The organism is Kushneria avicenniae (assembly GCF_900112585.1).
Lineage (GTDB): Bacteria > Pseudomonadota > Gammaproteobacteria > Pseudomonadales > Halomonadaceae > Kushneria > Kushneria avicenniae.
On the sequence record NZ_FOLY01000002.1, the window covers coordinates 12,937 to 39,913 of the forward strand.

Genomic DNA, 26,977 nt, shown 5'->3' on the forward strand with positions numbered 1-26,977 from the left:
GCATGACTAAGCGCTGGTACGTTGTTCACGCCTATTCCGGTTTTGAAAAGCAGGTCATGCGCTCGCTTATCGAGCGCGTGAAGCTTTATGAAATGGAAGACCATTTCGGCGAGATACTGGTGCCCACGGAAGAAGTCGTTGAAATGCGCGATGGGAAGCGCCGCAAGAGCGAGCGCAAGTTTTATCCCGGTTACGTGCTGGTTGAAATGGCGATGGATGACCGCAGCTGGCACCTCGTCAACGAAACCCCACGAGTCATGGGGTTTATCGGCGGTACGCCCGAAAAACCGGCGCCTATCACGCCGCAGGAAGCAGAAGCCATTCTGCGCCGCGTTCAGGATGGTACCGAAAAGCCTCGCCCCAAGACGATGTTCGATGCAGGCGAGACCGTCCGGGTTGCCGATGGCCCCTTCGCGGATTTCAATGGCGTGGTTGAAGAAGTCAATTATGAAAAGAGCCGTCTGCAGGTCAGCGTGCTGATCTTCGGGCGCTCTACTCCTGTTGAGCTGGAGTTCTCTCAGGTCGAGAAACTCTAGCAGTCAATGGGTGCTGGTGGTGCAGCAGCGCTGCATCGATAGTCAGGGGAGCCGCAAGGCGCTATTACCCAATCGGAGCTCATCATGGCCAAGAAAGTTCAGGCTTATATCAAGCTGCAGGTCGCAGCCGGTAAGGCCAATCCCAGTCCGCCGGTAGGTCCGGCACTCGGTCAGCACGGCGTTAATATCATGGAGTTCTGCAAGGCGTTCAACGCAGAAACCCAGGATATGGAAGCCGGGTTGCCGACACCCGTGGTTATCACGGTCTATTCCGATCGCAGCTTTACGTTTGTCACCAAGACGCCGCCGGCGCCGGTGCTGCTCAAAAAGGCTGCTGGCATCAAGTCCGGTTCCGGTGAGCCGAACAAGAAGAAGGTCGGTACAGTAACTCGTGAGCAGATCGAAGAAATTGCTCGCACGAAAGAACCTGATCTGACCGCTGCCGATCTCGAAGCTGCACTGCGTACCATTGCCGGTACTGCACGCAGCATGGGCCTGAACGTGGAGGGTCTCTGATCATGGCCAAGCTTTCCAAGCGCATGAAGCTGATTCGCGACCGTGTCGATACCTCGCGCGTTTACAGTGTTGATGAAGCCGCTACGCTGCTGTCCGAAATTTCCTCCGTGAAATTCAAGGAAAGCGTGGAAGTTGCCGTTAACCTCGGTGTTGATCCGCGTAAATCCGACCAGGTGGTTCGTGGTGCTACCGTACTGCCCAATGGTACCGGTCGTGACGTTCGCGTGGCTGTTTTTGCTCAGGGCGCGGCTGCCGATGCGGCGCGCGAAGCCGGTGCAGAAATCGTTGGCATGGATGATCTGGCTGCCGAAGTCAAAAAGGGCAACCTTGATTTTGACGTCGTCATCGCAGCGCCGGACGCCATGCGCGTTGTCGGCCAGCTGGGTCAGATTCTGGGGCCGCGCGGCCTGATGCCCAACCCCAAGGTGGGCACCGTCACGCCGGATGTGGCCACGGCCGTCAAGAACGCCAAGGCTGGTCAGGTACGTTTCCGTACTGACAAGAACGGCATTATTCATGCCGGCATCGGCAAGGTTGATTTCACGCCTGAAGCCCTGCGTGGCAACCTGGAAGCGCTGGTCAATGATCTGAAAAAGCTCAAGCCCAGCACCTCCAAGGGTGTTTATCTCAAGAAGGTCTCACTGTCCACGACGATGGGGCCTGGTATTACCGTTGATCATTCCTACATGAACTGATCAGCGCTTGCCAATTGCTTTGCGGTCCCCGTGTCCGTGGTGGAGCGGGGCGCCGTCAAAGACCGCAGGTGTCGTCCTTCGGTGCGACTTAATCATTGCTCCCGAGTCAATGGCCTGCGCAGATGGTGCCTGCTGTCGGTCGGCAGCACGCCATCAACCCCTTCTGTTGTATGTCTTCAGCAGATGGTAACCACGATGGCCACTGTTAAAGTGGCCGGCACGAGGAGTGAAAATATGCCCCTGGGTCTTGAAGACAAGAAGGCAATTGTCGCTGAGGTCAGCGAAACTGCCGGACAGGCGCTCTCCGTTGTCGTAGCCGATTCTCGCGGTGTTGACGTAGGTGCCATGACGGCGCTGCGTAAAAAGGCCCGCGATAATGGCGTCCAGCTGCGCGTTGTGCGCAACACGCTGGCACGCCGCGCCCTGCAGGGCACTTCCTGGGAGTGCCTGAACGAGACTTTTATTGGTCCGTCCCTGCTGGCGTTCTCTCTTGAGCATCCTGGCGCCGGTGCGCGTCTGCTCAGGGATTTCGCTCGCGAACAGCCCAAGTTTGAAGTCAAGGCGCTGGCCTACGATGGTGAGCTGATCGAAGCCGAGAACATCGATCGTCTGGCAAGTATGCCGACCTACGACGAAGCCATCGCCAAGCTGATGTCCGTCATGAAGGAAGCTTCCGCCGGCAAGCTGGTTCGCACGCTCGCAGCGCTGCGCGACCAGAAGCAGGGCGAAGAAGAAGCGGCCTGATCGACGCGTCATCCGGAAAAATTTCACAGGGCATTGGTTTGCCCCGCAAAGTACAGGAATGCAATCATGGCACTGAGCAAAGAAGACATCATCAACGCTGTTGCTGAAATGTCCGTCATGGAAGTTGTCGAACTGATCGAAGCAATGGAAGAGAAGTTCGGCGTTAGCGCCGCTGCAGCGGTTGTTGCAGGCCCCGGCGGCGGCGGTGAAGCTGAAGCTGCTGAAGAGCAGACTGAATTCGACCTGATCCTGACTGCGGCTGGTGACAAGAAGGTCAACGTCATCAAGGTCGTTCGTGAGATCACCGGTCTGGGCCTCAAGGAAGCCAAGGGCGCCGTCGACGGTGCTCCGGCTACCCTGAAGGAAGGCATGTCGAAAGAAGATGCCGAAGAAGCCAAGAAGAAGCTGGAAGAAGCTGGCGCTTCCGTGGAACTCAAGTAATCAGTGTTCTGCCTGAAAGCGTTATAGCATGACGGCTGGTGGCGGTCAGATGAGCTGACCGCCGCCGGCCTTTTTCTGTTGCCGGATGGGCTTAGCGTGCTCGCAGACAGGATCAGTACGCTAAGGCGATCCGGAAAACTTCAAGCGGCGAGTCTTCCTGTGGAGGGCTTGCCGTTGGCGCCTGATGGAGCCAATCCGCTGGTGTACCGATCACGCCAGTCACTCATGGTGAACAAGCTGGGGATTACAGATGGCTTACTCATACACTGAGAAAAAACGCATCCGCAAGGATTTTGGCAAACTGCCCCAAGTAATGGATGTGCCCTACCTGCTGGCCATCCAGCTTGATTCCTATTATGACTTCCTGCAGCAGGATCGTGCCCCTGAAGGTCGCCATGATATTGGCCTGCATGCCGCCTTCAAGTCCGTGTTCCCGATCGAAAGCTTTTCGGGCAATGCGGCACTCGAATATGTCAGCTACCGCTTCGGCACTCCTGCCTTCGATGTCAAGGAATGTCAGTTGCGTGGCGTGACCTACTCGGCACCCCTGCGCGTCAAGGTACGTCTGATCATCTATGATCGCGAGTCTTCGAACAAGGCGATCAAGGATATCAAGGAGCAGGAAGTCTACATGGGGGAGATCCCCCTGATGACAGAAAACGGTACCTTTGTGGTCAACGGTACCGAGCGCGTTATTGTTTCTCAGCTCCACCGCAGCCCGGGCGTGTTCTTCGATCACGACAAGGGCAAGAGCCACTCCTCGGGCAAGCTGCTGTATTCAGCACGCGTCATCCCCTATCGTGGTTCCTGGCTGGACTTCGAGTTTGATCCGCGTGATAACGTCTTCGTACGTATCGACCGCCGCCGCAAGCTGCCGGCGACGGTGCTCATGCGCGCACTTGGCTATAGCGCTGAAGACATCCTCGGCCATTTCTTTGATACCGATGTCTATCATGTCGAAAGAAACGGCTTCTCGGTTGAACTGGTGCCGGCACGTCTGCGTGGCGATACGGCCAGCTTCGATATTTCCGACAATGACGGCAACGTCATCGTCGAGGAAGGGCGTCGCATCACCCAGAAGCACATTCGTCAGCTCGAAAAGGCCGGGATTGACCGACTCGACGTGCCGATGGAATACCTGCTCGGCAAGACGCTGGCCAAGGATCAGGTCGACCCCAATACCGGCGAGCTGCTGGTGGCCTGCAATACCGAGCTGACGCTTGAAATGCTTGAAAAGCTCGGTCAGGCCGGGATTACCAGCATCGAAACGCTGTATACCAACGATCTCGATACCGGTTCATTTATTTCCGACACCCTGCGTGTGGATTCCACCGGCTCGCAGCTTGAGGCTCTGGTCGAAATCTATCGCATGATGCGTCCGGGTGAGCCGCCGACCAAGGAAGCCGCCGAGTCGCTGTTCAACAACCTGTTCTTCAGCGAAGACCGCTATGATCTGTCAGGCGTGGGTCGCATGAAGTTCAACCGCCGCCTGCGTCGCGACAGCGATGAGGGGCCGGGTGTTCTGACGCATGACGATATCATTGATGTGCTCAGGGAACTCATCAATATTCGTAACGGCTTTGGCGATGTCGATGATATTGATCACCTGGGCAACCGTCGTATCCGCAGCGTTGGCGAGATGGCCGAAAACCAGTTCCGTGTCGGTCTGGTGCGCGTTGAGCGTGCGGTCAAGGAACGTCTGTCCATGGCTGAAAGCGAAGGCCTGATGCCGCAGGACCTGATCAATGCCAAGCCTGTCGCGGCGGCGGTCAAGGAGTTCTTCGGTTCTTCCCAGCTTTCACAGTTCATGGACCAGAACAACCCGCTGTCCGAGGTCACGCACAAGCGTCGTGTGTCCGCGCTCGGGCCGGGTGGTCTGACGCGTGAGCGTGCGGGCTTTGAGGTGCGCGACGTTCACGCTACGCACTATGGCCGTCTGTGTCCGATCGAGACGCCTGAAGGTCCGAACATCGGTCTGATCAACTCGCTGGCCACCTACAGCCACACCAACCACTACGGTTTCCTGGAAACGCCCTACCGTAAGGTAGAGAACCGTCAGGTCACCGATGAAGTGGTGCATCTCTCGGCGATCGAAGAGGGCGATTTCATCATCGCTCAGGCATCTGCCACGGTGGATGAGAACGGCCAGCTGATCGACGATCTGGTTCAGGTGCGTCACCGCGGTGAAACCACCTTCATGGCACCTGACAAGGTGACCCTGATGGACGTATCGCCGCGCCAGGTGGTCTCGGTGGCTGCTGCCCTGATTCCGTTCCTCGAGCACGATGACGCCAACCGCGCCCTGATGGGGTCGAACATGCAGCGTCAGGCGGTTCCGACCCTGAAGGCCGACAAGCCGCTGGTCGGAACGGGCATGGAGCGCTTCGTGGCGCGTGATTCCGGCGTCTGTGCCGTAGCACGTCGTGGCGGCGTGGTCGATTCCGTTGATGCCAAGCGTATCGTTATCCGGGTCAACGAAGATGAAATCATCGGTGGTGAAGCCGGTGTTGATATCTACAACCTGACCAAGTACGTGCGTTCGAACCAGAACACCTGTCAGAACCAGCGCCCGATCGTGCGGCAGGGTGACCAGATCGCCATCGGCGACATTCTGGCTGACGGCCCGTCGGTAGATACCGGTGATCTGGCCCTGGGACAGAACATTCGCATCGCTTTCATGCCCTGGAACGGCTACAACTTCGAGGATTCGATGCTGATCTCGGAGCGCGTCGTGGAGGAGGATCGTTTCACCACGATCCACATCCAGGAACTGACCTGCGTTTCGCGTGATACCAAGCTGGGTGCCGAAGAGATTACATCGGACATTCCCAACGTGGGCGAGGCTGCACTGGGCAAGCTCGACGAGTCCGGCGTGGTCTACATCGGTGCCGAAATCAATCCGGGCGATATTCTGGTCGGCAAGGTCACGCCGAAGGGCGAAACCCAGCTGACGCCGGAAGAGAAGCTGCTGCGTGCCATCTTCGGCGAGAAGGCCAGTGACGTGAAGGATACGTCCCTGCGCGCTTCCACCGGCATGCGCGGTACGGTCATCGACGTTCAGGTCTTCACCCGTGACGGCGTGGACAAGGATGCGCGTGCGCTTTCCATCGAGCAGCAGCAGCTTGATGAGGTCCGCAAGGATCTGCAGGAAACCTATCGTATCGCTGAAAATGCGACCTACGAGCGTTTGCAGCGCGCCCTTTCCGGTCAGGCGGTCAATGGTGGTCCGCGTCTCTCCAAGGGCGATGTTCTGACCGACGAGTATCTTGAAGAGCTGCCGCGTGCACAGTGGTCGAAGCTGCGTCTGCAGGACGATGGTCTCAACGAGCTTCTGCATCAGGCCGACGAACAGCTTGAAACCCGTCGCAAGGAGATGGAGGAGCGCTTCGAGGACAAAAAGCGCAAGCTGACCCAGGGCGATGATCTGGCGCCGGGTGTCCTGAAGATCGTCAAGGTTTATCTGGCTGTGAAGCGTCGTATCCAGCCCGGTGACAAGATGGCCGGTCGTCACGGTAACAAGGGTGTTATCTCGGCCATCATGCCTGTCGAAGATATGCCGTTTGACAATGAAGGCACGCCGGTCGACCTCGTGTTGAACCCGCTGGGCGTTCCATCGCGAATGAACGTCGGTCAGATTCTCGAGACGCACCTTGGCATGGCAGCATATGGGCTGGGTCGCAAGCTGGACCGCATGCTGCGTGATGCGCGTGGCCAGCAGCTGGCCGAGATTCGCGAGTATCTCCACAAGGTGTACAACACCAGTGGCGGGCGTCAGGAGAATCTGGACGAGCTGAGCGACGACGAAGTACTGACGCTGGCCAAAAACCTGTCGGGCGGTGTCCCGATTGCCACGCCGGTCTTTGACGGTGCTCGCGAGCAGGAGATCAAGGGGCTGCTGAGCCTGGCCGATCTGCCGGAATCCGGTCAGATGGATCTCTATGACGGTCGTACCGGCGAGAAATTCGATCGTCCGGTCACCGTGGGCTACATGTACATGCTCAAGCTCAACCACCTGGTGGATGACAAGATGCATGCTCGTTCGACCGGTTCGTATTCGCTGGTCACCCAGCAGCCGCTGGGCGGCAAGGCGCAGTTCGGCGGCCAGCGCTTCGGTGAGATGGAAGTCTGGGCACTCGAAGCCTACGGCGCAGCCTATACGCTGCAGGAGATGCTGACGGTCAAGTCCGACGATGTTGAAGGGCGTACCAAGATGTACAAGAGCATTGTCGACGGTGATCACAGCATGCAGGCAGGCATGCCTGAATCCTTCAACGTACTGGTCAAGGAAATCCGCTCGCTGGGTATCGACATCGAGCTGGAAGGCTAAGCGCCACCTTTATCCTATGAAGGTCCGCGGGGCTCTGATGAATCGGGCCCCGCTCATGACAACTCCGCAACGGAGCCGACCCCATGAAAGATCTGGTCAAAGTTCTTAAATCGCAGGCGCAGTCCGAAGAATTTGATGCCATTCGGATTTCGCTTGCTTCTCCGGACATGATCCGCAGCTGGTCGTTTGGCGAGGTCAAAAAGCCCGAGACCATCAACTACCGCACGTTCAAACCGGAACGTGATGGCCTGTTCTGTGCCAAGATTTTTGGTCCGGTCAAGGATTACGAGTGCCTGTGCGGCAAGTACAAGCGCATGAAGCACCGCGGCATCATCTGTGAAAAGTGTGGCGTTGAAGTCACCAAGGCGTCCGTACGCCGTGAGCGGATGGGCCACATCGAGCTGGCATCGCCCGTTGCCCATATCTGGTTTCTGAAGTCACTGCCGTCGCGTATCGGTCTGCTGCTGGACATGACCCTGCGCGATATCGAGCGCGTGCTGTATTTCGAATCCTTTGTGGTCATCGATCCGGGTATGACCACGCTCGAACGCGGTCAGCTGCTCAACGACGAACAGTATTTCGAAGCGCTTGAAGAGTTTGGTGACGACTTCGATGCTCGCATGGGCGCCGAGGCTGTTCAGGCGCTGCTGTCCGATATCGATCTTGGTGAAGAGATCGAGCGTCTGCGTGAAGAGATTCCCCAGACCAATTCGGACACCAAGATCAAGAAGCTGTCCAAGCGTCTCAAGCTGCTGGAAGCCTTCTATCGTTCGGGCAACCATCCGGGCTGGATGGTCATGGAAGTGCTGCCTGTTCTGCCGCCGGATCTGCGTCCGCTGGTGCCGCTCGACGGTGGTCGTTTTGCAACCTCCGATCTCAACGACCTCTATCGTCGTGTGATCAACCGTAACAACCGTCTCAAGCGTCTGCTGGATCTTTCGGCGCCGGACATCATCGTGCGCAACGAAAAGCGCATGTTGCAGGAATCGGTTGATGCGCTGCTGGATAACGGTCGTCGCGGTCGTGCGATCACGGGCTCCAACAAGCGTCCGCTGAAGTCGCTGGCCGACATGATCAAGGGCAAGCAGGGTCGTTTCCGTCAGAACCTTCTGGGCAAGCGTGTCGACTATTCCGGCCGTTCGGTCATCACCGTTGGTCCGACGCTGCGTCTGCACCAGTGCGGCCTGCCCAAGAAAATGGCGCTCGAGCTTTTCAAGCCGTTCATCTATTCGAAGCTGCAGGGTAGCGGTCAGGCCTCGACCATCAAGGCGGCCAAGAAGATGGTCGAACGCGAAATGCCCGAGGTGTGGGACATTCTCGCCGACGTCATTCGCGAGCATCCGGTACTGCTCAACCGCGCACCGACCCTGCACCGTCTCGGCATCCAGGCCTTTGAGCCGATGCTGATCGAGGGCAAGGCCATTCAGCTGCACCCGCTGGTCTGTGCCGCCTATAACGCCGACTTTGACGGTGACCAGATGGCCGTGCACGTGCCGCTGACGCTGGAATCCCAGCTGGAAGCGCGCGCGTTGATGATGTCGACCAACAACGTTCTGTCTCCGGCCAACGGTGATCCGATCATCGTTCCGTCTCAGGACGTCGTGCTGGGTCTTTACTACATGACCCGCGAGCGTATCGGTGCCAAAGGTGAAGGAATGGCCTTCTCGGACCTCAACGAGGTCGAGCGTGCTTTCGGCACCCAGAGCGTTGCACTGCATGCTCGCATCCGCGTGCGTCTGAGCGAATGGTCGCGTGATGACGAGAGCGGCGAGCTGGTCGAGCATGTGTCGGTCAAGGACACCACCGTTGGTCGTGCGCTGCTGTATCGCATCCTTCCGCGCGGCATGCCGTTTGACATGATCAATCGCTCGATGAAGAAAAAGGCGATTTCCCAGCTGATCAATGCCGGCTACCGTCTGGTGGGGCTGAAGGAAACCGTCATCTTCGCCGACCAACTGATGTATACCGGCTTCCGTCTGGCCACATGGTCGGGTGCCTCCATCGGCGTCAACGACTTCGTGATCCCCGACTCCAAGAAGGAGATCATTGAAGCGGCCGAGGAAGAGGTCAAGGAGATCGAGGACCAGTTCTCCTCGGGTCTTGTGACCGCCGGCGAAAAGTACAACAAGGTCATCGATATCTGGTCCAAGGCCAACGACAAGGTGGCCCGCGCCATGATGACCGGCATCTCGAAAGAGATGGTTACCGATCGCGAAGGCAACGAGGTTGAGCAGGAATCGTTCAACAGCGTCTTCATCATGGCCGACTCGGGCGCTCGTGGTAGCGCCGCCCAGATCCGTCAGCTCGCCGGCATGCGTGGTCTGATGGCCAAGCCGGATGGCTCGATCATCGAGACGCCGATCACGGCCAACTTCCGTGAAGGTCTGAACGTACTGCAATACTTTATCTCGACGCACGGTGCTCGTAAGGGTCTGGCGGACACGGCACTGAAAACCGCCAACTCCGGTTATCTGACGCGTCGTCTGGTTGACGTGGCGCAGGACGTGGTGGTCACCGAAGCCGATTGCGGTACCGAGGAAGGCCTGACCCTGCATCCGGTCATCGAGGGCGGCGACATCATCGTTTCGCTGGCCGAGCGTGTTCTGGGCCGCGTAGTAGCGCGTGACGTGGTGGATCCGGAAACACAGGAAGTGCTGATTCCGCGCAACACCCTGCTGGATGAAGCCTGGTGCAACCGTCTCGATACCATGGGTGTCGACGAGATCGTGGTTCGCTCGACCATCACCTGTGAAACCGCGCACGGCGTCTGTTCCTCCTGCTATGGCCGTGATCTGGCCCGCGGGCATGTGGTCAACGTCGGCGAATCGGTGGGGGTCATCGCGGCACAGTCGATCGGCGAGCCGGGTACCCAGCTGACCATGCGTACCTTCCACATTGGTGGTGCAGCCTCGCGTGCCTCGGCCGTGGACAGCGTCCAGGTCAAGCACGGTGGCAAGGTACGTCTGCACAACATGAAGCATGTTGAACGCAGCGACGGCAAGCTGGTCGTGGTCTCGCGCTCCAGTGCGCTGGCAGTTGCCGATGAACACGGTCGCGAACGCGAGTACTACAAGCTGCCGTACGGTGCCGAGCTGTCCATCAAGGACGGTGATTCGGTCGACTCGGGTCAGGTGGTGGCCAAGTGGGACCCTCACACGCATCCGATCGTGTCGGAAGTGGAAGGTCGCGTTCAGTTCACCGACATGGAAGAGAACGTCACCATCAACAGAAGCGTTGATGAGATGACCGGTCTTTCCTCCATCGAGGTCATCGAATCGGGTAACCGTCCGACCTCGGGTCGCGACAAGCGTCCGATGATCATGCTGCAGGACGAGCATGGCGAGGCCGTATCACTGCCAGGCTCCAACACCCCGGTTCAGTACATGCTGCCGGGCAATGCCGTTGTCTCTGTTGATGACGGTGCCGCGATCGGCATTGGTGAAGTCGTGGCCCGTATTCCGGTAGAAGCCTCCGGTAACAAGGACATCACCGGTGGTCTGCCGCGCGTCGCTGACCTGTTCGAGGCGCGCAAGCCCAAGGAGGCCGCAGTACTGGCCGAAGCCACGGGTACCATTACCTTTGGCAAGGAGACCAAGGGCAAGCGTCGTCTGATGATCACGCCGGCTGATGGCGATCCGATCGAAATGCTGATCCCCAAGTGGCGTCAGATCGGGGTCTTCGAGGGTGAGACCGTCGAGCGTGGTGAGGTCATCTCCGACGGCCCGAGTAACCCGCACGACATCCTGCGTCTTCTGGGTGTCAGTGAGCTTGCAAAGTACATCACGGCAGAGATTCAGGACGTCTATCGCCTGCAGGGTGTTGGCATCAACGACAAGCACATCGAAGTCATCGTGCGTCAGATGCTGCGCAAGGTAGAGATCATCGATGCGGGCGACAGCACGCTGATTCCGGGTGATCAGGTAGAGCTGGTACGCGTTCTGGCAGAAAACGCACGTCTGCACGAGCAGGAGAAGTTCCCGGCCAGGTATGACCGTGTCCTGCTGGGTATCACCAAGGCGTCGCTGGCTACCGAATCCTTTATTTCGGCGGCTTCCTTCCAGGAGACCACGCGCGTACTGACCGAGGCTGCCGTGACCGGCAAGCGCGACTATCTGCGTGGTCTGAAGGAAAACGTGGTTGTGGGTCGTCTGATCCCGGCAGGTACAGGTCTTACTCATCATGCCGAACGTCGTCGCAGGAAGGAGGGCGCCCTGCAGGATGCGCATCCTTCAGCCTACGATGTCGAGCAGCAGCTGGGTGAGCATCTGACCGCGCTGGATGCCGACGATGACCTCTAGGGGCTAGGAGAGCGAAGAGCCCTGCGTTGAATACGGCGCAGGGCTTGACGCTCTTGCAGGCGACCCCTTAGAATTCGCAGCCTTTAACAGTAGGGGCAGGTGCGTCCTGTTCCTGCTGTTTTGTATCATCATCATTGGAGCGAGCCTTTTATGGCAACGATTAATCAGCTGGTGCGCAAGCCCCGCAAGCGCCAGCAGGCCAAAAGCGACGTCCCCGCGCTTCAGGCCTGCCCGCAGCGTCGCGGTGTCTGCACACGTGTTTATACGACGACACCGAAAAAGCCGAACTCGGCACTGCGTAAGGTCTGTCGTGTTCGCCTGACCAACGGTTACGAGGTGTCCTCGTATATCGGCGGTGAAGGCCATAACCTTCAGGAACACTCCGTTGTTCTGATCCGCGGCGGCCGCGTCAAGGACCTTCCGGGTGTGCGCTACCACACGGTACGTGGTGCGCTGGATACTTCCGGCGTTCAGAATCGCAGGCAGGCACGTTCGAAGTACGGCACCAAGAAGCCGAAGTCCTGATCCGTACCTACAAAATTTACACGGTCTGATAAGAGTAAGGCCGGGCAGCGCACCCTGAGGTGTTTGGTCCCGGGTTTACCTGAAAGACTCTTCTGACTGAGGGCTTATCATGCCTAGAAGACGTATTGCGGCGAAGCGCGAAATCCTTCCGGATCCCAAGTTTGGAAGCGAGCGCCTGGCCAAGTTCATGAACCACCTGATGGTCAGCGGCAAGAAGTCCGTCGCCGAGCGTATCGTTTATGGTGCGCTGGATCGGGTCGCCGAACGCTCCAATGATGAGCCGCTGGACATCTTCGACAAGGCCCTGGAAGCTATCCAGCCCATGGTCGAGGTTAAATCACGTCGCGTTGGCGGTGCTACCTATCAGGTACCTGTTGAAGTGCGTCCTTCTCGCCGTCAGGCGCTGGCCATGCGCTGGATGGTGGATGCCGCCCGCAACCGTGGTGAAAAGACCATGGTGCAAAGGCTGGCCGGTGAGATGATGGATGCTGCCGAGGGTAAGGGTGCTGCTGTCAAGAAGCGTGAAGACGTTCACCGTATGGCAGAAGCCAACAAGGCCTTCTCTCACTACCGCTTCTAATAGAAACGCCTTCCAGCGAAGGCGCTTCCAACTACAGGATACGCTATCGTGGCACGCAAGACTCCTCTCAAGCGCTACCGCAATATCGGTATCTGCGCCCACGTTGATGCCGGCAAGACAACAACGACCGAACGCGTGCTCTTTTACACCGGTCTTTCTCACAAGATCGGTGAGGTTCACGAAGGCGCTGCCGTCATGGACTGGATGGAGCAGGAGCAGGAGCGTGGTATCACCATCACTTCTGCTGCAACGACCTGCTTCTGGCGCGGCATGAATCAGCAGTTCGATGAGCATCGCATCAATATCATCGACACGCCCGGGCACGTTGACTTCACCATCGAAGTCGAGCGTTCCCTGCGTGTACTTGATGGCGCGATCGTCGTGCTGTGCGGCAGCTCCGGTGTTCAGCCGCAGACCGAAACCGTCTGGCGTCAGGCCAACCGCTACGAAGTTCCGCGCATGGTGTTCGTCAACAAGATGGACCGTGCCGGCGCTGACTTCTTCATGGTTGTCGAGCAGATGCGCAAGCGCCTAGGCGCCAACGCCGTGCCGATCCAGATCAACTGGGGTGCAGAAGACGACTTCAAGGGCGTCATCGATCTGCTCCAGATGAAGGCCATTCTCTGGAACGAAGACGATCGTGGCATGACCTATGATCTGGTTGACATTCCGGAAGAGCTGCAGGATACGGCTCAGGAATGGCACGAGCACATGGTCGAATCTGCCGCCGAAGCTTCTGAAGAACTGATGGAAAAGTACCTCGAAGAGGGCGAGCTTTCCATCGAGGAAATCAAGGCCGGTCTGCGCCGCCGTACGCTGGATAACGAAATCGTACTGGTTACCTGTGGCTCCGCGTTCAAAAACAAGGGCGTACAGGCCATGCTGGATGCGGTCATCGAGTACCTGCCATCGCCGACTGAAGTCAAGGCGATCGAAGGTGAGCTGGATGACGCCGCAGGCACCATCGAGACTCGTGAAGCCGATGACAGCGCACCGTTCTCCTCACTGGCGTTCAAGATCGCAACCGACCCCTTCGTCGGGACGCTGACGTTCATTCGCGTGTATTCCGGTGTGCTCAACTCGGGCGACCAGGTTTACAACTCCGTGAAGGACAAGCGTGAGCGTGTTGGTCGTATCGTTCAGATGCACTCCAACAGCCGTCAGGAGATCAAGCAGGTTTACGCGGGTGATATCGCGGCCTGTGTCGGCCTCAAGGATGTCACAACCGGTGACACGCTTTGTGACCCGAACTCCAGGATCGTGCTCGAGCGCATGGAGTTTCCGGAGCCGGTGATCTCGGTAGCCGTTGAGCCCAAGTCCAAGGCAGATCAGGAAAAGATGGGTATCGCACTGGGCAAGCTGGCTCAGGAAGATCCCTCCTTCCGCGTTCAGACCGACGAAGAAACCGGACAGACCATCATTTCCGGTATGGGTGAGCTTCACCTGGACATTCTCGTTGACCGCATGCGTCGCGAGTTCAAGGTCGAGGCCAATATCGGCAAGCCGCAGGTGGCCTATCGCGAGACGATCAAGAAGAGCGTCGAGCAGGAAGGCAAGTTCGTTCGTCAGTCCGGTGGTCGTGGCCAGTTCGGTCATGTCTACCTGCGCATTGAGCCGCTGACAGACGAAGACCGCGGTGACGATCCGGAAATGACCTTCAAGTTCAGCTCCGAGATCGTTGGTGGTGTAGTACCCAAGGAATATGTGCCGGCAGTCGAGAAGGGTGCCTTTGAGCAGCTGCAGAACGGTGTCATCGCCGGTTATCCGATGATCAACGTCAAGGTAGCGCTGTATGACGGTTCCTATCACGACGTCGACTCCAATGAGAATGCCTTCAAGGTTGCCTCGTCGATGGCAATCAAGGAGGGCGCACGCAAGGCCGGAGCAGTACTGCTCGAGCCGGTGATGAGCGTCGAAGTGGTAACACCCGAGGACTTCATGGGTGATGTCATGGGCGACCTTAACCGTCGGCGTGGTCTTGTTCAGGGTATGGATGACACTACCTCCGGTAAGGTTATCCGTGCCATGGTGCCGCTGGGTGAGATGTTCGGTTACGCGACCGATCTGCGTTCTCAGACCCAGGGCCGCGCAAGCTACTCCATGGAGTTTGCGAAGTACGATGAGGCACCGTCCAGCATCGTCGAAGCCGTCATCAACCAGAAATGATAACCGTTAGCTGACAAAGAGGTTATAGCAGTGGCCAAGGAAAAATTTGAACGTTCCAAAACGCACGTAAACGTAGGCACCATCGGTCACGTTGACCATGGCAAGACTACGCTGACTGCAGCCCTGACACGTGTTTCTGCCGAAGTATTCGGCGGTGACTGGCGTGCATTTGATACCATCGACAACGCTCCTGAAGAGCGCGAGCGTGGTATCACCATCTCGACAGCACACGTTGAGTATCAGTCCGAACTGCGCCATTACGCGCACGTTGACTGCCCGGGGCACGCTGACTACGTCAAGAACATGATCACCGGTGCTGCCCAGATGGACGGCGCTATCCTGGTCTGTTCCGCAGCTGACGGCCCGATGCCGCAGACTCGCGAGCACATCCTGCTGTCTCGCCAGGTTGGCGTTCCGTTCATCGTTGTCTTCCTGAACAAGGCAGACATGGTCGATGACGAAGAGCTGCTCGAGCTGGTCGAAATGGAAGTCCGTGAACTCCTGTCCGAGTACGACTTCCCGGGCGACGACACGCCGATTATCATCGGCTCCGCTCTGATGGCGCTCGATGGCAAGGACGACAACGGCATGGGCACTACCGCCGTTGCCAACCTGGTTCGCGCCATGGATGAGTACATTCCCGAGCCCGAGCGCGCCATCGATCAGCCGTTCCTGATGCCGATCGAAGACGTCTTCTCCATCTCCGGTCGTGGTACCGTTGTAACCGGTCGTGTTGAGCGCGGCATCGTCAAGACTGGTGAAGAAGTCGAGATCATCGGTCTTCAGGACACTGTCAAGACCACCGTTACCGGTGTCGAGATGTTCCGCAAGCTGCTCGACGAAGGTCGTGCCGGTGAGAACGTTGGTGCGCTGCTGCGTGGCACCAAGCGTGATGACGTCGAGCGCGGTCAGGTTCTGGCCAAGCCAGGCAGCATCAAGCCGCACACCAAGTTCGAGTCCGAAGTCTACATCCTGTCCAAGGAAGAAGGCGGCCGTCACACTCCGTTCTTCAAGGGCTATCGTCCGCAGTTCTACTTCCGTACCACTGACGTGACTGGTACCTGTGAACTGCCGGAAGGTGTCGAAATGGTCATGCCGGGCGACAACGTCAAGATGGTTGTTACCCTGATCGCTCCGATCGCCATGGAAGATGGCCTGCGCTTCGCCATCCGCGAAGGCGGTCGTACTGTTGGCGCCGGTGTTGTCGCCAAGATCGTCGAGTAATTTCTTGCTCGAAATCTAAAGGGGCCTCCGTCCGGAGGCCCCTTTGTCATATGCATGTTTGACTCTGAGCGAGTGCCTGCCTATAATGCGCATCCTTTTGAGACGTGCGTAGGCGGTCAGGCGCCCATCGGCGTCCGACATCGTCTTGAATTTCCCTGGAGTCCCGGGTAATGCAGAACCAGAAAATTCGCATTCGCTTGAAAGCCTTTGATCATCGTCTCATCGATCAGTCTGCACAGGAAATTGTGGATACTGCCAAGCGCACGGGTGCGCAGGTTCGCGGTCCTATTCCGCTGCCTACCAAACGCGAGCGCTATACCATTCTGATCTCTCCTCACGTCAACAAGGACGCGCGCGATCAGTATGAAATCCGTACTCACAAGCGTGTGCTGGATATCGTTGAGCCGACCGAGAAAACGGTTGATGCCCTGATGAAGCTTGATCTCGCCGCCGGTGTGGACGTGCAGATCAAGGTTGATTAACCCAACACTAGTCACTTATGCGGCACTCGGAATTCAATTCCGGCCGCTCACGCCGTGATGGCGTCACACAATGTGCTAGTGGAATGCTCTGGAAAGGGCAGCCATAGCGGGTGATAGCCCCGTACACTAAAGGAGACTGAACATGTCTATCGGTTTGGTCGGTAAGAAGAGCGGTATGACCCGCATCTTCACCGAAGACGGCGCATCCGTGCCGGTAACCGTTATTGAAGTCGAGCCCAACCGCGTCACGCGCATCAAGACCCTCGAGTCTGATGGCTACCGTGCCGTTCAGGTTACTGCTGGCTCGCGCAAGGCCAAGCACCTCACCAGGGCAATCGCCGGGCAATATGCCAGTGCAGGTGTTGAAGCCGGTCGTTTCCTGGCGGAATTTCGTCTTTCCGAAGGCGATGAAGACCCGCAGGCTGGAAGCGAACTCACCGTATCTCTCTTCGAAGCAGGCCAGCTCATTGACGTTACTGGTACGTCAAAGGGCAAGGGTTTCCAGGGCTCAGTAAAGCGCTGGAATTTCCGCACGCAGGACAATACTCACGGTAACTCACTGTCGCATCGTGCGCCGGGTTCCATCGGTCAGTGCCAGACGCCGGGTCGCGTCTTCAAGGGCAAAAAGATGGCCGGTCAGATGGGTAACGAGCGTGTCACCGTTCAGAGCCTTGAAATTGTCCGTGTTGACGCCGAACGCAATCTGCTGCTGGTCAAGGGCGCCGTACCTGGTGCTGCCGGTAGCGATGTGATCGTGCGCACCGCTGTCAAAGCTCGCTGAGGGGTAGATAACGATGAATCTCAATCTTGCAGGTGCAGGAGCCGGAGCCGTCGAGATTTCCGACGATACCTTTGGCAAGGATTTCAACGAAGCGCTGGTACACCAGGTCGTGACTGCCTATATGGCAGGCGCACGTCAGGGCACCCGTGCACAGAAAAACCGTTCCGATGTCAGCGGCGGTGGCAAGAAGCCGTGGCGTCAGAAGGGCACCGGCCGCGCTCGTGCCGGCACTATCCGTTCGCCGATCTGGCGTACCGGTGGTGTGACCTTTGCGGCTCGTCCGCAGGATCACTCCCAGAAGGTCAATCGCAAGATGTATCGCGCCGCCATGCGCTCCATTCTCTCGGAGCTCGTGCGCCAGGAACGTCTTGTTGCAGTTGATGCCTTCACCGTCGACAGCCCCAAGACAAAGCAGCTGGTTGGTCGTCTTGCCGAGCTGGGTCTGGAGAAGGTGCTGATCGTGACCGATGAGATGGATCAGAACCTTTATCTGGCCGCTCGCAATATTCCCAACGTGGACGTGGTCGAAGCGTCGAGCGCGGATCCTGTCAGCCTGATCGCCTATGACAAGGTGCTGATGACCGTACCCGCCCTCCGCAAGTTCGAGGAGAAGCTGGCATGAATCAGGAACGCGTATTCCAGGTGCTGCTTGGTCCGCACATGACCGAAAAGGCTGCTTACGCCGCCGAGCGTAATCAGTATGTTTTCAAGGTCGCCAGTGATGCCACCAAGCCCGAAATCAAGAAGGCTGTAGAAGCGCTTTTTGAAAAGAAGGTCGACAGCGTCCAGGTCCTGAACATGAAGGGCAAGGTCAAGCGCAACGCTCGTGGCGAAGGTCATCGCAGCGGTTACCGCAAGGCCTACGTCACCCTGGCTGCGGGCGAAACGCTCGAAGACTTCACCGGCGCCGAGTGAGGCAGGAGAACGGATCATGGCAGTAGTCAAGACAAAACCCACGTCCGCCGGCCGTCGCCACAAGGTGAAGGTCGTTACCGAAGGGCTGTACAAGGGGCGTCCGCATGCGGCGCTGACCGAAGCACAGTCTCGTTCGGGTGGTCGTAACAACAATGGTCGTATCACTACCCGTCATGTGGGTGGTGGTAATCGCCAGCACTATCGTCTGGTGGATTTCAAGCGCAACAAGGATGGCGTACCTGCTGTCGTCGAGCGCCTTGAATACGATCCGAATCGCAGCGCACACATTGCACTGCTGAAGTACATGGACGGTGAACGCCGTTACATCATTGCCCCGAAGGGTGTTGCAGAAGGCGATCGCCTCGAGTCGGGTGTCAACGCACCGATTCGTCAGGGCAACGCGCTGCCGCTGCGCAATGTGCCGGTGGGTTCGACCATTCACTGCATCGAGCTCAAGCCCGGCAAGGGCGCTCAGCTTGTACGTAGCGCCGGTACCAGCGCTCAGCTGGTTGCTCGCGAAGGCAACTATGCCACCGTGCGTCTGCGCAGCGGCGAGATGCGTCGCATTCTGGCGGAATGTCGCGCCACTCTGGGTGAGGTCGGTAACTCCGAGCACAGCCTTGGGCAGCTCGGCAAGGCCGGTGCCAAGCGCTGGAGAGGCGTACGTCCGACCGTTCGCGGCGTTGCGATGAACCCGGTAGATCACCCGCATGGCGGTGGTGAAGGTCGCACCAGCGGTGGCCGTCATCCGGTCACGCCCTGGGGTATTCCGACCAAGGGTCACAAGACGCGCAAGAACAAGCGTACCGACAAGCTTATCGTGCGTCGTCGCAAAGCCAGATAAACGGTGCCGCAAGGCCAAACATCAGTATTTAAGGGGTAACGGCTGTGCCACGTTCACTTAAGAAAGGTCCCTTCATTGACCTTCATCTTTTGAAGAAGGTTGAGGCGGCTGTGGAAAAGAGCGACCGCAAACCGATCAAGACCTGGTCGCGTCGCTCTATGATTCTGCCGAACATGGTAGGACTCACCATTGCTGTCCATAACGGTCGCCAGCATGTACCGGTTCATGTCTCTGAAGAGATGGTGGGCCACAAGCTGGGCGAATTTGCTGCCACCCGCACCTATCGCGGTCACGCGGCTGACAAGAAAGCCAAGCGGTAAGGGAGAGGACCACAATGGAAGAAGTAGCTGCTAAATTGCGCGGCGCTCGCCTGTCCGCCCAGAAGGCACGTTTGGTGGCAGATCAGGTGCGGGGCAAGCCGGTCGCAGAAGCGCTGAATATCCTGGCATTCTCGCCCAAGAAGGGCGCGGTGCTGGTGAGAAAGGTACTGCAATCTGCTATTGCCAACGCGGAAGAAAATAACGGCATGGACATCGACGAGCTTCGCGTCTCGACCATCTGTGTCGATGAGGGCATGACGCTCAAGCGTATTCTGCCGCGTGCCAAGGGCCGTGCAGATCGTATCAACAAGCGTACCTGCCATATCACCGTCAAGGTAGCCGAGAAGTAGGAGTCGACCAGATGGGTCAAAAAGTCAATCCAGTCGGTATTCGCCTTGGGATCGTCAAGGATCACACTTCCGTGTGGTACGCCGAGCGCGGCGATTACGCCGACAAGCTCAACAACGATCTCGAAGTTCGCAGTTTTCTGTCGGAGCGTCTGAAAAGCGCTTCTGTCAGCAAAATCCATATCGAGCGTCCGGCAAACAACGCCCGCATTACCATCCATACCGCTCGTCCGGGTATCGTGATCGGCAAGAAGGGTGAAGATGTCGAGCGTCTGCGTCGTGATCTGACCAACCTCATGGGCGTGCCGGTTCACGTCAACATCGAGGAAGTTCGCAAGCCGGAACTCGACGCTGCGCTGGTCGCGCAGAACGTCGCCGGTCAGCTCGAGCGTCGCGTCATGTTCCGTCGTGCCATGAAGCGTGCCGTGCAAAACGCCATGCGTCTGGGCGCCAAGGGTATCCGGATTCAGCTGTCCGGTCGTCTTGGTGGCGCTGAAATCGCGCGTACGGAATGGTATCGCGAAGGCCGTGTTCCCCTTCACACCCTGCGTGCCGATATCGATTACTCGGTTTACGAGGCGCACACCACCTACGGTGTCATCGGTGTCAAGGTGTGGATCTTCAAGGGCGAAATTCTTGGTGGGATCGATGAAGTCCGTGCGAAGCAGAACAGCTCGCAGACGGCCGCTCCCGGCAAGAAGAAAGGTTCCAAGTAAGGGGATAGTCGATGTTACAGCCCAAGCGTACCAAATTCCGCAAGCAGCAGAAGGGCCGCAACCGCGGTCTGGCGCATCGCGGTAGCAGCGTGAGCTTCGGCGAGTACGGCCTCAAGGCGACCGGTCGCGGTCGTATCACTGCTCGTCAGATTGAAGCCGGCCGTCGTGCTATCACACGTCATGTCAAACGTGGCGGCAAGATCTGGATCCGCGTGTTCCCGGACAAGCCGATCTCCGAAAAGCCGCTCGAAGTCCGTATGGGTAAGGGCAAGGGCTCTGTCGAATACTGGGTCGCTCAGATTCAGCCGGGCAGGGTGCTCTACGAAATTGAAGGCGTATCGGAAGAGCTGGCACGCGAAGCGTTCAGCCTCGCAGCTCAGAAGATGCCCGTTGCCACTACCTTTGTGAAACGGACGGTAATGTAATGAAAGCTCAGGAACTTCGTGACAAGTCGACCGAAGCGCTCAATGAGCAGCTGTTCGAACTGCTGCGCGAGCAATTCAACCTGCGGATGCAGAAGGCTACCGGTCAGTTGAGCCAGAACCATCTGCTCAAACAGGTTCGCCGCGACATCGCGCGCGTGAAGACTGTGCTCAACGAGAAGGTGGACTGAAATGGCCGAAGAACAGGCAAACCAAGCACGCAGGCTCACCGGACGTGTGGTGAGTGATCGGATGGAAAAGTCGATCGTTGTCATGATCGAACGTCGTGAGCGCCATCCGATCTACGGAAAGTACATGAAGCGCTCCACCAAACTGCATGCGCACGACGAAACCAACCAGGCCCACATCGGCGATCTGGTTTCCATCGAAGAGTGCCGGCCGATTTCAAAGAAAAAGGCATGGACTCTGGTTGAAGTCGTCGAGCAGGCCAGAGGGTAAGGCAGCTGCCTAAACCCGTGCATCAGTTCAGGTTTGGAGAAAACCGATGATTCAAACGCAAACAATGCTGGATGTCGCTGACAACAGCGGAGCGCGCAGGGTCCAGTGCATCAAGGTCCTGGGCGGTTCTCATCGCCGTTACGCCCGCGTTGGCGACATCATCAAGGTAACGGTCAAGGAAGCGATTCCGCGTGGCCGTGTCAAAAAGGGTCAGGTGCTCAAGGCCGTTGTAGTACGCACACGCAGCGGGATCCGCCGTCCGGATGGTTCTCTTATCCGCTTCGATGGCAATGCGGCGGTTTTGTTGAACAACGCCAACGAGCAGCCGGTAGGCACTCGTATTTTCGGGCCGGTAACCCGTGAACTTCGTACCGAGAAGTTCATGCGGATTATCTCCCTGGCGCCCGAAGTGCTGTAAGGAGCGAGGCGGAATTATGCGCAAGATCAAACGTGATGATGAAGTCGTCGTCATCGCCGGCAAGGACAAGGGCAAGCGCGGTACCGTCAAGCGGGTTCTGCAGGACGGGCGCTACGTGGTTTCGGGTGTGAACATGATCAAGCGTCACACTAAGCCCAACCCGATGGCCGGTAATCAGGGGGGTATCGTTGAGCGTGAGGCTCCGATCCACGGGTCCAACGTTGCCATCTTCAATACAGAGACCGGCAAAGCGGATCGGGTCGGCTTTCAGATGAATGACGACGGTACCAAGATCCGTATCTTCAGGTCGACGCAAAAGCAGATCGACGCCTAACGCGATTCGGGTGGCAACATGGCGAACTTGAAACAGCAGTATAAAGACGAGGTGATGGCCAGGCTCACAGAGCAGTTTGGCTACGCCAACGTAATGCAGGTGCCCCGGATCACCAAGGTCACCCTCAACATGGGTGTCGGCGATGCGACCAGCGACAAGAAGCTGATCGACAACGCTGTGGTTGATCTGGAAAAGCTTTCCGGTCAGAAGCCGATCGTGACCTTGGCGCGCAAGTCAGTTGCGGGCTTCAAGGTGCGCGAAGGCTGGCCGATCGGTACCAAGGTCACTCTGCGCAGCGAGCGCATGTGGGACTTTCTGGACCGTCTGGTAAATATCGCGATTCCTCGTATTCGTGACTTCCGTGGCCTCAATGCGAAGTCCTTTGACGGCCGCGGAAATTACTCGATGGGTGTGCGTGAACAGATCATCTTCCCCGAAATCGAATACGACAAGGTTGACCGTGTTCGCGGGCTGGATATCACCATCACCACGTCTGCCGGCACCGATGAAGAAGCTCGTGCACTGCTGAGTGCATTGAACTTCCCCTTCCGGAAATAAAGGTGTAATCATGGCAAAGAAAAGCATGGTTGAGCGCGAGCGCAAGCGCGCCGAGCTGGTAGACAAGTACGCAGCCCGTCGTGCCGAACTCAAGGCGATCATCAACAACGTCAATAGCTCTGACGAAGAGCGCTTTGATGCGCAGCTTCAGCTGCAGAAACTGCCGCGCAATTCGAGTCCGGTTCGTCAGCGTAATCGCTGCCGTGTCACCGGCCGTCCGCACGGCTATTACAACAAGTTTGGACTTGGCCGCAACAAGCTGCGCGAAGCGGCCATGCGTGGCGATGTGCCCGGCCTGACCAAGTCCAGCTGGTAATCGCATCAGGAGCGTTATCGATGAGCATGCAGGATACACTCGCGGATATGCTGACTCGTATCCGTAATGCGCAGATGGCGACCAAGGAGACGGTGACCATGCCGTCTTCCAAGATCAAGGTCGAAGTCGCGCGTGTTTTGAAGGAAGAAGGTTACATTGCCGACTTCTCCACCGAAGGCGACGTCAAGGTTGATCTGACGATTACCCTCAAGTATTTCGAAGGCAAGCCGGTCATCGAGCACATTCAGCGTGCGTCGAAGCCGTCCCTTCGTAACTACAAGGGCAAGGACGAACTGCCGCGCGTAGCAGACGGTCTGGGGGTGGCCATCGTGTCCACGTCCAGAGGTGTCATGACCGATCGTGCGGCGCGCCAGGCAGGCGTCGGCGGTGAAGTCATCTGCACCGTATTCTAGGAGTCTATGATGTCCAGGATTGCAAAATACCCGGTTAAGCTGCCCAGCGGTGTGGAAGTCACGCTCGAGGAAGGCAGGCTGACCGTCCGGGGCGGTCAGGGGCAGCTGGAAATGAACGTCCATAACGATGTTGTGGTCAATCAGCAGGATAACCAGCTGACGTTCGAACCCAGCGCTTCAGCCAAGAATTGGGCCATGGCCGGAACCACCCGCGCTCTGGTCAACAACATGGTCGTTGGCGTTTCCGAGGGCTTTACCCGTTCGCTGGAAATCACCGGTGTCGGTTATCGCGCTCAGGCCAACGGTCAGACACTCAACCTGACACTTGGTTTCTCTCACCCGATCGATTACAAGGTGCCCGAAGGCGTGGTTGTTGAAACGCCCAAGAACACCACAATCGTTCTCAAGAGCGCTGACAAACAGCGTCTTGGTCAGGTGGCTGCCGAGATTCGTGCGTTCCGTCCGCCGGAGCCCTACAAGGGCAAGGGCGTTCGTTACAGCGATGAACGCATCCTTCGTAAAGAAGCCAAGAAGAAATAAGGCAGGGTTATGAACGCGAAGAAAGAAGCTCGTCTCCGTCGTGCCCGCCGCACGCGCGCCAAGATCCGCGAACTTGGTATCAACCGTCTGAGTGTCAATCGCACGCCGCGTCACATGTACGCTCAGATTATTTCCGCAGACGGTGGCCAGGTTCTGGTCAGCGCCTCCACGCTCGACAAGTCGCTGCGTGAAGATGCGACCGGTAACGCCGATGCTGCTGCTCGCGTTGGTACACTGCTGGCCGAGCGCGCAAGGGAAGCGGGAATTACTCAAGTTGCCTTTGACCGTTCCGGGTTCAGGTACCATGGTCGGGTCAAGGCCCTCGCTGATGCCGCGCGCGAAGGCGGCCTGCAATTCTAAAGGGTTCTACGATGGCGAATAACGAACAGAGGGGCAACGGCGATCTGCAGGAAAAGCTTGTTCAGATCAACCGTGTTGCCAAAGTGGTCAAGGGCGGCCGTATTTTCGGTTTCACCGCTCTGACCGTCGTAGGTGATGGCAATGGTCGTATTGGCTTTGGTCGCGGCAAGGCACGTGAAGTGCCTGTCGCCATCCAGAAGGCAATGGACCAGGCGCATCGCAACATGATCAAGGTCGAGCTGCGCGGTAACACGCTGCAGTATCCGGTGCGTGCCAACCATGGCGCTTCCAAGGTCTTCATGCAGCCTGCCTCCGAAGGTACCGGCATCATCGCAGGTGGTGCGATGCGCTCGGTATTGGAACTGGCAGGTGTGCATGACGTTCTGGCCAAGTGCTACGGCTCGACCAATCCGGTCAACGTCGTGCGCGCAACCGTCAAGGGACTCGCTTCCATGCGTTCTCCCGAAGACGTTGCGGCAAAGCGTGGCCTGTCCGTTGAAGCGATTACGGGGTAAGCGCCATGTCAGCCACTATCAGGGTTACTCAAGTGCGCAGTACGATCGGCGTACTTGAAAAGCACAAGGCCACCATGCGCGGTCTGGGGCTTCGCCGCATCAACCATACGGTTGAGCTTGAAGACACACCGGCCGTTCGTGGCATGATCAACAAGGTCAACTACCTCGTTCGCGTTGAAGGAGCTCAGTAATGACCATGAAACTCAATAGCCTGAGTCCGGCGCCGGGTTCCAAACATGCTGAAAAGCGTGTTGGACGCGGTATCGGTTCCGGTCTGGGCAAGACTGCCGGCCGTGGCCACAAGGGTCAGACCTCGCGCAGCGGTGGTTCGATCAAGCCGGGTTTTGAAGGCGGTCAGATGCCGCTACAGCGTCGTCTCCCCAAGTTCGGCTTCACATCAGCCAGGTCGCTGGTCAGCGAAGAGGTTCGCCTCAATGAGCTGGCTCGTGTCGAAGGTGACATCGCCGACATGGCAAGCCTCAAAAAGGCCAACGTACTGAAAAATGCGACGCGTCATGCCAAGGTCGTGCTGTCCGGCAGCCTTGACCGTGCCGTCACTGTACGTGGTCTGAAAGTCACCAAGGGTGCACGGGCTGCCATTGAAGCCGCCGGTGGCAAGGTAGAGGACTAAATGGCCAAGTCAGGAAAAGTACCGGCAAACAATCAAAGCGGTCTGAGCGAGCTATGGGCTCGCTTGAGATTCGTTTTCATCGCAATCGTGGTTTACCGTATCGGTGCCCACATTCCAGTCCCCGGTATCGATCCTGACCAGCTCACTGCCTTGTTCAGAGAAAATCAGGGCACCATCCTGAGCATGTTCAACATGTTTTCAGGGGGTGCCCTGCAGCGCATGAGTATTTTTGCACTGGGCATCATGCCCTATATTTCTGCATCAATTATCATGCAGCTTCTGACCGTGGTTTCGCCGCAGCTGGAACAGCTGAAGAAGGAAGGCGAGGCCGGCCGTCGAAAGATCAGCCAGTACACTCGTTATGGTACGGTGTTACTGGCATTGATCCAGGCGATCGGCATGTCAGTAGGGCTTGTCAGTAACGGGGTCGCTTACAGCGCCGATTTCAGCTTCTACTTTACGGCAGTCACCACGTTCGTGGCAGGTGCCGTATTCCTGATGTGGCTGGGTGAGCAGATTACCGAAAAGGGGATCGGCAACGGTATTTCGCTGATCATCTTTGCAGGTATTGTTGCCGGTCTGCCCGGTGCGCTTGGACAGTCATTCGAGCTGGCACGCAATGATGGTGCCTGGAATGTGCTGCCGCTGCTGGCACTGGGTGTACTGGGTATTGCCACGGTCGCCTTTGTGGTCTTCATCGAACGTGGGCAGCGCCGTATTACGGTGAACTATCCGCGTCGTCAGGTCGGCAACAAGATGTATGCCGGTCAGAGCAGTTATCTGCCGATGAAGGTCAATATGGCCGGTGTCATCCCGCCGATCTTTGCCTCGAGCATTTTGCTGTTTCCGGCATCGCTGGGTCAGTGGTTTGGTCAGGGCGAGAACATGGGGTGGTTGTCGACCATTTCTCAGGCGCTCGGGCCAGGACAGCCCCTGTATATTCTACTGTTCGCAACGGCCGTGGTGTTCTTCTGCTTCTTCTACACCGCTCTGGTTTTCAATCCGAAGGATGTAGCTGATAATCTGAAGAAATCGGGGGCATTTCTGCCCGGTATTCGCCCCGGTGAACAGACGTCGCGTTATATCGACAAGGTCATGACGCGTCTGACGTTGTTTGGTGCGCTCTACATTACGCTGGTCTCTCTCATGCCGCAGTTTCTCATGGTGGCGTGGCAGGTTCCCTTCTACTTCGGTGGCACCTCGCTGCTGATCGTGGTTGTGGTCGTCATGGATTTCATGGCGCAGGTTCAGTCTCACCTGATGTCCAGTCAGTATGAGTCTGTAATGAAGAAGTCAAACCTCAAGGGCTATGGCAGCGGCGGCATGATGCGCTGACATTTCCCGGTAATGGCAGGTCCCTCCGGGGGCCTGTCATTTACCATTCAGATCCGCAGGATCTGATTGCGTCGACATTCAGGTCCTTTCTGATGACGGCGCCGGCAGAAAGCTTTCGCCTTGCTGCCAAAGAGACAGGTTGTCGTGGTATGCCCCCTTGTCATGGCTTGTCAGGGGAGGTATTCTATTGCGCCTTTTATAGACGATTAACCGAGCAAG

33 protein-coding genes are annotated in these 26,977 nt (G+C 57.7%); all 33 read left to right on the forward strand.

Annotated elements, in window-relative coordinates; all coding sequences use genetic code 11:
* Positions 1-2: 2 nt before the first annotated feature.
* Complete coding sequence (gene nusG, locus BM079_RS03355) at positions 3-536, forward strand: transcription termination/antitermination protein NusG (RefSeq protein WP_090130859.1); 534 nt, start codon at positions 3-5, stop codon at positions 534-536.
* Between the two features lie 84 nt (positions 537-620).
* Positions 621-1,052 (forward strand): 50S ribosomal protein L11, encoded by a 432-nt coding sequence (gene rplK, locus BM079_RS03360; RefSeq protein ID WP_090130861.1) that lies wholly within the window; start codon positions 621-623, stop codon positions 1,050-1,052.
* 2 nt (positions 1,053-1,054) lie between these two features.
* Positions 1,055-1,747, forward strand: a complete 693-nt coding sequence (gene rplA / locus BM079_RS03365; protein WP_090130863.1) for a 50S ribosomal protein L1 — start codon at positions 1,055-1,057, stop codon at positions 1,745-1,747.
* A 234-nt stretch (positions 1,748-1,981) separates the two neighbouring features.
* Positions 1,982-2,491, forward strand: a complete 510-nt coding sequence (gene rplJ / locus BM079_RS03370; RefSeq protein WP_090130865.1) for a 50S ribosomal protein L10 — start codon at positions 1,982-1,984, stop codon at positions 2,489-2,491.
* 66 nt (positions 2,492-2,557) lie between these two features.
* Complete coding sequence (gene rplL / locus BM079_RS03375; RefSeq protein WP_090130867.1) at positions 2,558-2,932, forward strand: 50S ribosomal protein L7/L12; 375 nt, start codon at positions 2,558-2,560, stop codon at positions 2,930-2,932.
* A gap of 250 nt (positions 2,933-3,182) precedes the next feature.
* Positions 3,183-7,259: a DNA-directed RNA polymerase subunit beta gene (gene rpoB / locus BM079_RS03380; RefSeq protein WP_090130869.1), complete on the forward strand. Its 4,077-nt coding sequence runs from the start codon at positions 3,183-3,185 to the stop codon at positions 7,257-7,259.
* An 83-nt stretch (positions 7,260-7,342) separates the two neighbouring features.
* Positions 7,343-11,557 carry a DNA-directed RNA polymerase subunit beta' gene (gene rpoC, locus BM079_RS03385; protein ID WP_090130871.1) on the forward strand — a complete coding sequence of 1,405 codons (4,215 nt, stop codon included), beginning with the start codon at positions 7,343-7,345 and terminating at the stop codon, positions 11,555-11,557.
* Between the two features lie 150 nt (positions 11,558-11,707).
* Positions 11,708-12,082, forward strand: a complete 375-nt coding sequence (rpsL, locus tag BM079_RS03390; protein ID WP_090130873.1) for a 30S ribosomal protein S12 — start codon at positions 11,708-11,710, stop codon at positions 12,080-12,082.
* A 109-nt stretch (positions 12,083-12,191) separates the two neighbouring features.
* Positions 12,192-12,662: a 30S ribosomal protein S7 gene (gene rpsG, locus BM079_RS03395; protein ID WP_090130875.1), complete on the forward strand. Its 471-nt coding sequence runs from the start codon at positions 12,192-12,194 to the stop codon at positions 12,660-12,662.
* Positions 12,663-12,710: 48 nt separating this feature from the next.
* Positions 12,711-14,828 (forward strand): elongation factor G, encoded by a 2,118-nt coding sequence (fusA, locus tag BM079_RS03400; RefSeq protein WP_090130878.1) that lies wholly within the window; start codon positions 12,711-12,713, stop codon positions 14,826-14,828.
* Between the two features lie 30 nt (positions 14,829-14,858).
* Positions 14,859-16,052 carry an elongation factor Tu gene (gene tuf, locus BM079_RS03405; RefSeq protein WP_090130880.1) on the forward strand — a complete coding sequence of 398 codons (1,194 nt, stop codon included), beginning with the start codon at positions 14,859-14,861 and terminating at the stop codon, positions 16,050-16,052.
* 170 nt (positions 16,053-16,222) lie between these two features.
* Complete coding sequence (gene rpsJ, locus BM079_RS03410) at positions 16,223-16,534, forward strand: 30S ribosomal protein S10 (protein ID WP_090130883.1); 312 nt, start codon at positions 16,223-16,225, stop codon at positions 16,532-16,534.
* 142 nt (positions 16,535-16,676) lie between these two features.
* A complete protein-coding gene (rplC, locus tag BM079_RS03415) occupies positions 16,677-17,315 on the forward strand; it encodes a 50S ribosomal protein L3 (protein WP_090130885.1) in 639 nt (212 codons plus the stop codon).
* Positions 17,316-17,328: 13 nt separating this feature from the next.
* Complete coding sequence (gene rplD, locus BM079_RS03420; RefSeq protein ID WP_090130887.1) at positions 17,329-17,937, forward strand: 50S ribosomal protein L4; 609 nt, start codon at positions 17,329-17,331, stop codon at positions 17,935-17,937.
* Positions 17,934-18,230 carry a 50S ribosomal protein L23 gene (gene rplW / locus BM079_RS03425; RefSeq protein WP_086620792.1) on the forward strand — a complete coding sequence of 99 codons (297 nt, stop codon included), beginning with the start codon at positions 17,934-17,936 and terminating at the stop codon, positions 18,228-18,230. The genes rplD and rplW overlap by 4 nt, the downstream gene beginning before the upstream one ends.
* Positions 18,231-18,246: 16 nt before the next feature.
* Positions 18,247-19,074 (forward strand): 50S ribosomal protein L2, encoded by an 828-nt coding sequence (rplB, locus tag BM079_RS03430; RefSeq protein ID WP_090130889.1) that lies wholly within the window; start codon positions 18,247-18,249, stop codon positions 19,072-19,074.
* Between the two features lie 44 nt (positions 19,075-19,118).
* Complete coding sequence (rpsS, locus tag BM079_RS03435; RefSeq protein WP_008959165.1) at positions 19,119-19,394, forward strand: 30S ribosomal protein S19; 276 nt, start codon at positions 19,119-19,121, stop codon at positions 19,392-19,394.
* Positions 19,395-19,408: 14 nt separating this feature from the next.
* Positions 19,409-19,744 carry a 50S ribosomal protein L22 gene (rplV, locus tag BM079_RS03440; protein WP_090130891.1) on the forward strand — a complete coding sequence of 112 codons (336 nt, stop codon included), beginning with the start codon at positions 19,409-19,411 and terminating at the stop codon, positions 19,742-19,744.
* A gap of 11 nt (positions 19,745-19,755) precedes the next feature.
* Positions 19,756-20,457 (forward strand): 30S ribosomal protein S3, encoded by a 702-nt coding sequence (gene rpsC, locus BM079_RS03445; protein ID WP_090130893.1) that lies wholly within the window; start codon positions 19,756-19,758, stop codon positions 20,455-20,457.
* A gap of 11 nt (positions 20,458-20,468) precedes the next feature.
* Positions 20,469-20,882, forward strand: coding sequence for a 50S ribosomal protein L16 (rplP, locus tag BM079_RS03450; protein ID WP_090130894.1), 414 nt, complete (start codon positions 20,469-20,471; stop codon positions 20,880-20,882).
* Positions 20,882-21,070 carry a 50S ribosomal protein L29 gene (rpmC, locus tag BM079_RS03455; protein WP_086620788.1) on the forward strand — a complete coding sequence of 63 codons (189 nt, stop codon included), beginning with the start codon at positions 20,882-20,884 and terminating at the stop codon, positions 21,068-21,070. The genes rplP and rpmC overlap by 1 nt, the downstream gene beginning before the upstream one ends.
* A 1-nt stretch (position 21,071) precedes the next feature.
* Entirely contained in the window at positions 21,072-21,338 is a 267-nt protein-coding gene (gene rpsQ, locus BM079_RS03460; protein ID WP_090130896.1) for a 30S ribosomal protein S17, read from the forward strand.
* A 46-nt stretch (positions 21,339-21,384) separates the two neighbouring features.
* Positions 21,385-21,756 (forward strand): 50S ribosomal protein L14, encoded by a 372-nt coding sequence (gene rplN, locus BM079_RS03465; protein WP_086620786.1) that lies wholly within the window; start codon positions 21,385-21,387, stop codon positions 21,754-21,756.
* Between the two features lie 16 nt (positions 21,757-21,772).
* Positions 21,773-22,090 carry a 50S ribosomal protein L24 gene (gene rplX / locus BM079_RS03470; protein ID WP_090130898.1) on the forward strand — a complete coding sequence of 106 codons (318 nt, stop codon included), beginning with the start codon at positions 21,773-21,775 and terminating at the stop codon, positions 22,088-22,090.
* Between the two features lie 18 nt (positions 22,091-22,108).
* Entirely contained in the window at positions 22,109-22,648 is a 540-nt protein-coding gene (gene rplE, locus BM079_RS03475; protein ID WP_090130899.1) for a 50S ribosomal protein L5, read from the forward strand.
* 10 nt (positions 22,649-22,658) lie between these two features.
* Positions 22,659-22,964 (forward strand): 30S ribosomal protein S14, encoded by a 306-nt coding sequence (rpsN, locus tag BM079_RS03480; protein ID WP_090130902.1) that lies wholly within the window; start codon positions 22,659-22,661, stop codon positions 22,962-22,964.
* Positions 22,965-22,984: 20 nt separating this feature from the next.
* Positions 22,985-23,377 (forward strand): 30S ribosomal protein S8, encoded by a 393-nt coding sequence (rpsH, locus tag BM079_RS03485; protein ID WP_090130905.1) that lies wholly within the window; start codon positions 22,985-22,987, stop codon positions 23,375-23,377.
* A gap of 9 nt (positions 23,378-23,386) precedes the next feature.
* Entirely contained in the window at positions 23,387-23,917 is a 531-nt protein-coding gene (gene rplF, locus BM079_RS03490) for a 50S ribosomal protein L6 (protein ID WP_090130907.1), read from the forward strand.
* A 9-nt stretch (positions 23,918-23,926) separates the two neighbouring features.
* The gene (gene rplR, locus BM079_RS03495; protein WP_090130909.1) at positions 23,927-24,277 is read left to right on the forward strand and encodes a 50S ribosomal protein L18; all 351 of its coding nucleotides are present in this window, start codon (positions 23,927-23,929) and stop codon (positions 24,275-24,277) included.
* Positions 24,278-24,288: 11 nt separating this feature from the next.
* On the forward strand, positions 24,289-24,792 hold the full coding sequence (rpsE, locus tag BM079_RS03500; RefSeq protein ID WP_086620779.1) for a 30S ribosomal protein S5: 504 nt from the start codon (positions 24,289-24,291) through the stop codon (positions 24,790-24,792).
* Positions 24,793-24,797: 5 nt separating this feature from the next.
* Positions 24,798-24,983: a 50S ribosomal protein L30 gene (gene rpmD / locus BM079_RS03505; RefSeq protein ID WP_086620778.1), complete on the forward strand. Its 186-nt coding sequence runs from the start codon at positions 24,798-24,800 to the stop codon at positions 24,981-24,983.
* 5 nt (positions 24,984-24,988) lie between these two features.
* Complete coding sequence (rplO, locus tag BM079_RS03510) at positions 24,989-25,423, forward strand: 50S ribosomal protein L15 (protein WP_090131923.1); 435 nt, start codon at positions 24,989-24,991, stop codon at positions 25,421-25,423.
* Positions 25,424-26,758, forward strand: a complete 1,335-nt coding sequence (gene secY, locus BM079_RS03515) for a preprotein translocase subunit SecY (RefSeq protein ID WP_090130911.1) — start codon at positions 25,424-25,426, stop codon at positions 26,756-26,758. It abuts the gene before it with no gap.
* The last annotated feature ends 219 nt before the right edge of the window (positions 26,759-26,977 follow it).

Excerpts from the sequence above, each read along its gene's own strand:
- rpsJ (WP_090130883.1), top strand. The coding sequence starts at position 16,223 with ATGCAGAACCAGAAAATTCGCATTCGCTTGAAAGCCTTTGATCATCGT.
- rplX (WP_090130898.1), top strand. The coding sequence starts at position 21,773 with ATGCGCAAGATCAAACGTGATGATGAAGTCGTCGTCATCGCCGGCAAG.
- rpmD (WP_086620778.1), top strand. The coding sequence starts at position 24,798 with ATGTCAGCCACTATCAGGGTTACTCAAGTGCGCAGTACGATCGGCGTA.
- rplO (WP_090131923.1), top strand. The coding sequence starts at position 24,989 with ATGAAACTCAATAGCCTGAGTCCGGCGCCGGGTTCCAAACATGCTGAA.
- nusG (WP_090130859.1), top strand. The coding sequence starts at position 3 with ATGACTAAGCGCTGGTACGTTGTTCACGCCTATTCCGGTTTTGAAAAG.
- rplA (WP_090130863.1), top strand. The coding sequence starts at position 1,055 with ATGGCCAAGCTTTCCAAGCGCATGAAGCTGATTCGCGACCGTGTCGAT.
- rplP (WP_090130894.1), top strand. The coding sequence starts at position 20,469 with ATGTTACAGCCCAAGCGTACCAAATTCCGCAAGCAGCAGAAGGGCCGC.
- rpoC (WP_090130871.1), top strand. The coding sequence starts at position 7,343 with ATGAAAGATCTGGTCAAAGTTCTTAAATCGCAGGCGCAGTCCGAAGAA.
- rpsH (WP_090130905.1), top strand. The coding sequence starts at position 22,985 with ATGAGCATGCAGGATACACTCGCGGATATGCTGACTCGTATCCGTAAT.
- rplB (WP_090130889.1), top strand. The coding sequence starts at position 18,247 with ATGGCAGTAGTCAAGACAAAACCCACGTCCGCCGGCCGTCGCCACAAG.
- secY (WP_090130911.1), top strand. The coding sequence starts at position 25,424 with ATGGCCAAGTCAGGAAAAGTACCGGCAAACAATCAAAGCGGTCTGAGC.
- rplW (WP_086620792.1), top strand. The coding sequence starts at position 17,934 with ATGAATCAGGAACGCGTATTCCAGGTGCTGCTTGGTCCGCACATGACC.
- rpsE (WP_086620779.1), top strand. The coding sequence starts at position 24,289 with ATGGCGAATAACGAACAGAGGGGCAACGGCGATCTGCAGGAAAAGCTT.
- rplN (WP_086620786.1), top strand. The coding sequence starts at position 21,385 with ATGATTCAAACGCAAACAATGCTGGATGTCGCTGACAACAGCGGAGCG.
- rplE (WP_090130899.1), top strand. The coding sequence starts at position 22,109 with ATGGCGAACTTGAAACAGCAGTATAAAGACGAGGTGATGGCCAGGCTC.
- rplV (WP_090130891.1), top strand. The coding sequence starts at position 19,409 with ATGGAAGAAGTAGCTGCTAAATTGCGCGGCGCTCGCCTGTCCGCCCAG.
- rplD (WP_090130887.1), top strand. The coding sequence starts at position 17,329 with ATGAATCTCAATCTTGCAGGTGCAGGAGCCGGAGCCGTCGAGATTTCC.
- rpmC (WP_086620788.1), top strand. The coding sequence starts at position 20,882 with ATGAAAGCTCAGGAACTTCGTGACAAGTCGACCGAAGCGCTCAATGAG.
- rplC (WP_090130885.1), top strand. The coding sequence starts at position 16,677 with ATGTCTATCGGTTTGGTCGGTAAGAAGAGCGGTATGACCCGCATCTTC.
- rpsQ (WP_090130896.1), top strand. The coding sequence starts at position 21,072 with ATGGCCGAAGAACAGGCAAACCAAGCACGCAGGCTCACCGGACGTGTG.
- rpsN (WP_090130902.1), top strand. The coding sequence starts at position 22,659 with ATGGCAAAGAAAAGCATGGTTGAGCGCGAGCGCAAGCGCGCCGAGCTG.
- rpsG (WP_090130875.1), top strand. The coding sequence starts at position 12,192 with ATGCCTAGAAGACGTATTGCGGCGAAGCGCGAAATCCTTCCGGATCCC.
- rplF (WP_090130907.1), top strand. The coding sequence starts at position 23,387 with ATGTCCAGGATTGCAAAATACCCGGTTAAGCTGCCCAGCGGTGTGGAA.
- rplR (WP_090130909.1), top strand. The coding sequence starts at position 23,927 with ATGAACGCGAAGAAAGAAGCTCGTCTCCGTCGTGCCCGCCGCACGCGC.
- rpsL (WP_090130873.1), top strand. The coding sequence starts at position 11,708 with ATGGCAACGATTAATCAGCTGGTGCGCAAGCCCCGCAAGCGCCAGCAG.
- rplL (WP_090130867.1), top strand. The coding sequence starts at position 2,558 with ATGGCACTGAGCAAAGAAGACATCATCAACGCTGTTGCTGAAATGTCC.
- rplK (WP_090130861.1), top strand. The coding sequence starts at position 621 with ATGGCCAAGAAAGTTCAGGCTTATATCAAGCTGCAGGTCGCAGCCGGT.
- rpsC (WP_090130893.1), top strand. The coding sequence starts at position 19,756 with ATGGGTCAAAAAGTCAATCCAGTCGGTATTCGCCTTGGGATCGTCAAG.
- rpoB (WP_090130869.1), top strand. The coding sequence starts at position 3,183 with ATGGCTTACTCATACACTGAGAAAAAACGCATCCGCAAGGATTTTGGC.
- rplJ (WP_090130865.1), top strand. The coding sequence starts at position 1,982 with ATGCCCCTGGGTCTTGAAGACAAGAAGGCAATTGTCGCTGAGGTCAGC.